This window comes from Aquicoccus porphyridii, assembly GCF_008369105.1.
In the GTDB taxonomy this organism is placed as follows: domain Bacteria; phylum Pseudomonadota; class Alphaproteobacteria; order Rhodobacterales; family Rhodobacteraceae; genus Aquicoccus; species Aquicoccus porphyridii.
Genome location: NZ_VINQ01000218.1, coordinates 1 through 372, shown reverse-complemented (window position 1 = coordinate 372; position 372 = coordinate 1). Strand labels below are relative to the sequence as shown.

Annotated in this window: 1 protein-coding gene; it reads left to right on the top strand. The window is 69.1% G+C overall.

Annotation, left to right across the window (positions count from 1 at the left end; genetic code table 11):
- The coding region (locus FLO80_RS24255; RefSeq protein ID WP_223145566.1) for a hypothetical protein at positions 1-372 on the top strand (372 nt) is incomplete at both ends.

The window sequence follows — 372 nt, the reverse complement described above, 5'->3', positions numbered from 1 at the left end:
TTTCGCCAATCTGCCGGACGACGACGGCGACTCGGCTGAACTGCTGGGGCCGGCGCGCGTGGTCGAGCATCGCGAGCCATCCTTCGACGAACAGGACCTGCCCAGCGTCAGCGCCCGCGAAGCCAAGGAACGCAAGGGCGGCAAGCGCCAGGAAGAGCCGCGCCAGGGCGATCTGGACCTCGACGAGGGGCTGGCCCTGGAGGCGGACCCGAGCGATGCCGCCGAGACGGTGGAGCCGCGCAAGGGCAAGTCGAAGGGCCGCAAGGAGAAAGAGCGGGAGAAAGCCCCTGCGGTTGCTGCCGAACCTGCCCCGGTCGACGAGGTGCTGATCATCAACGTCATCGCCCGCGACGAGAGCGGCTTCAAGGGGCC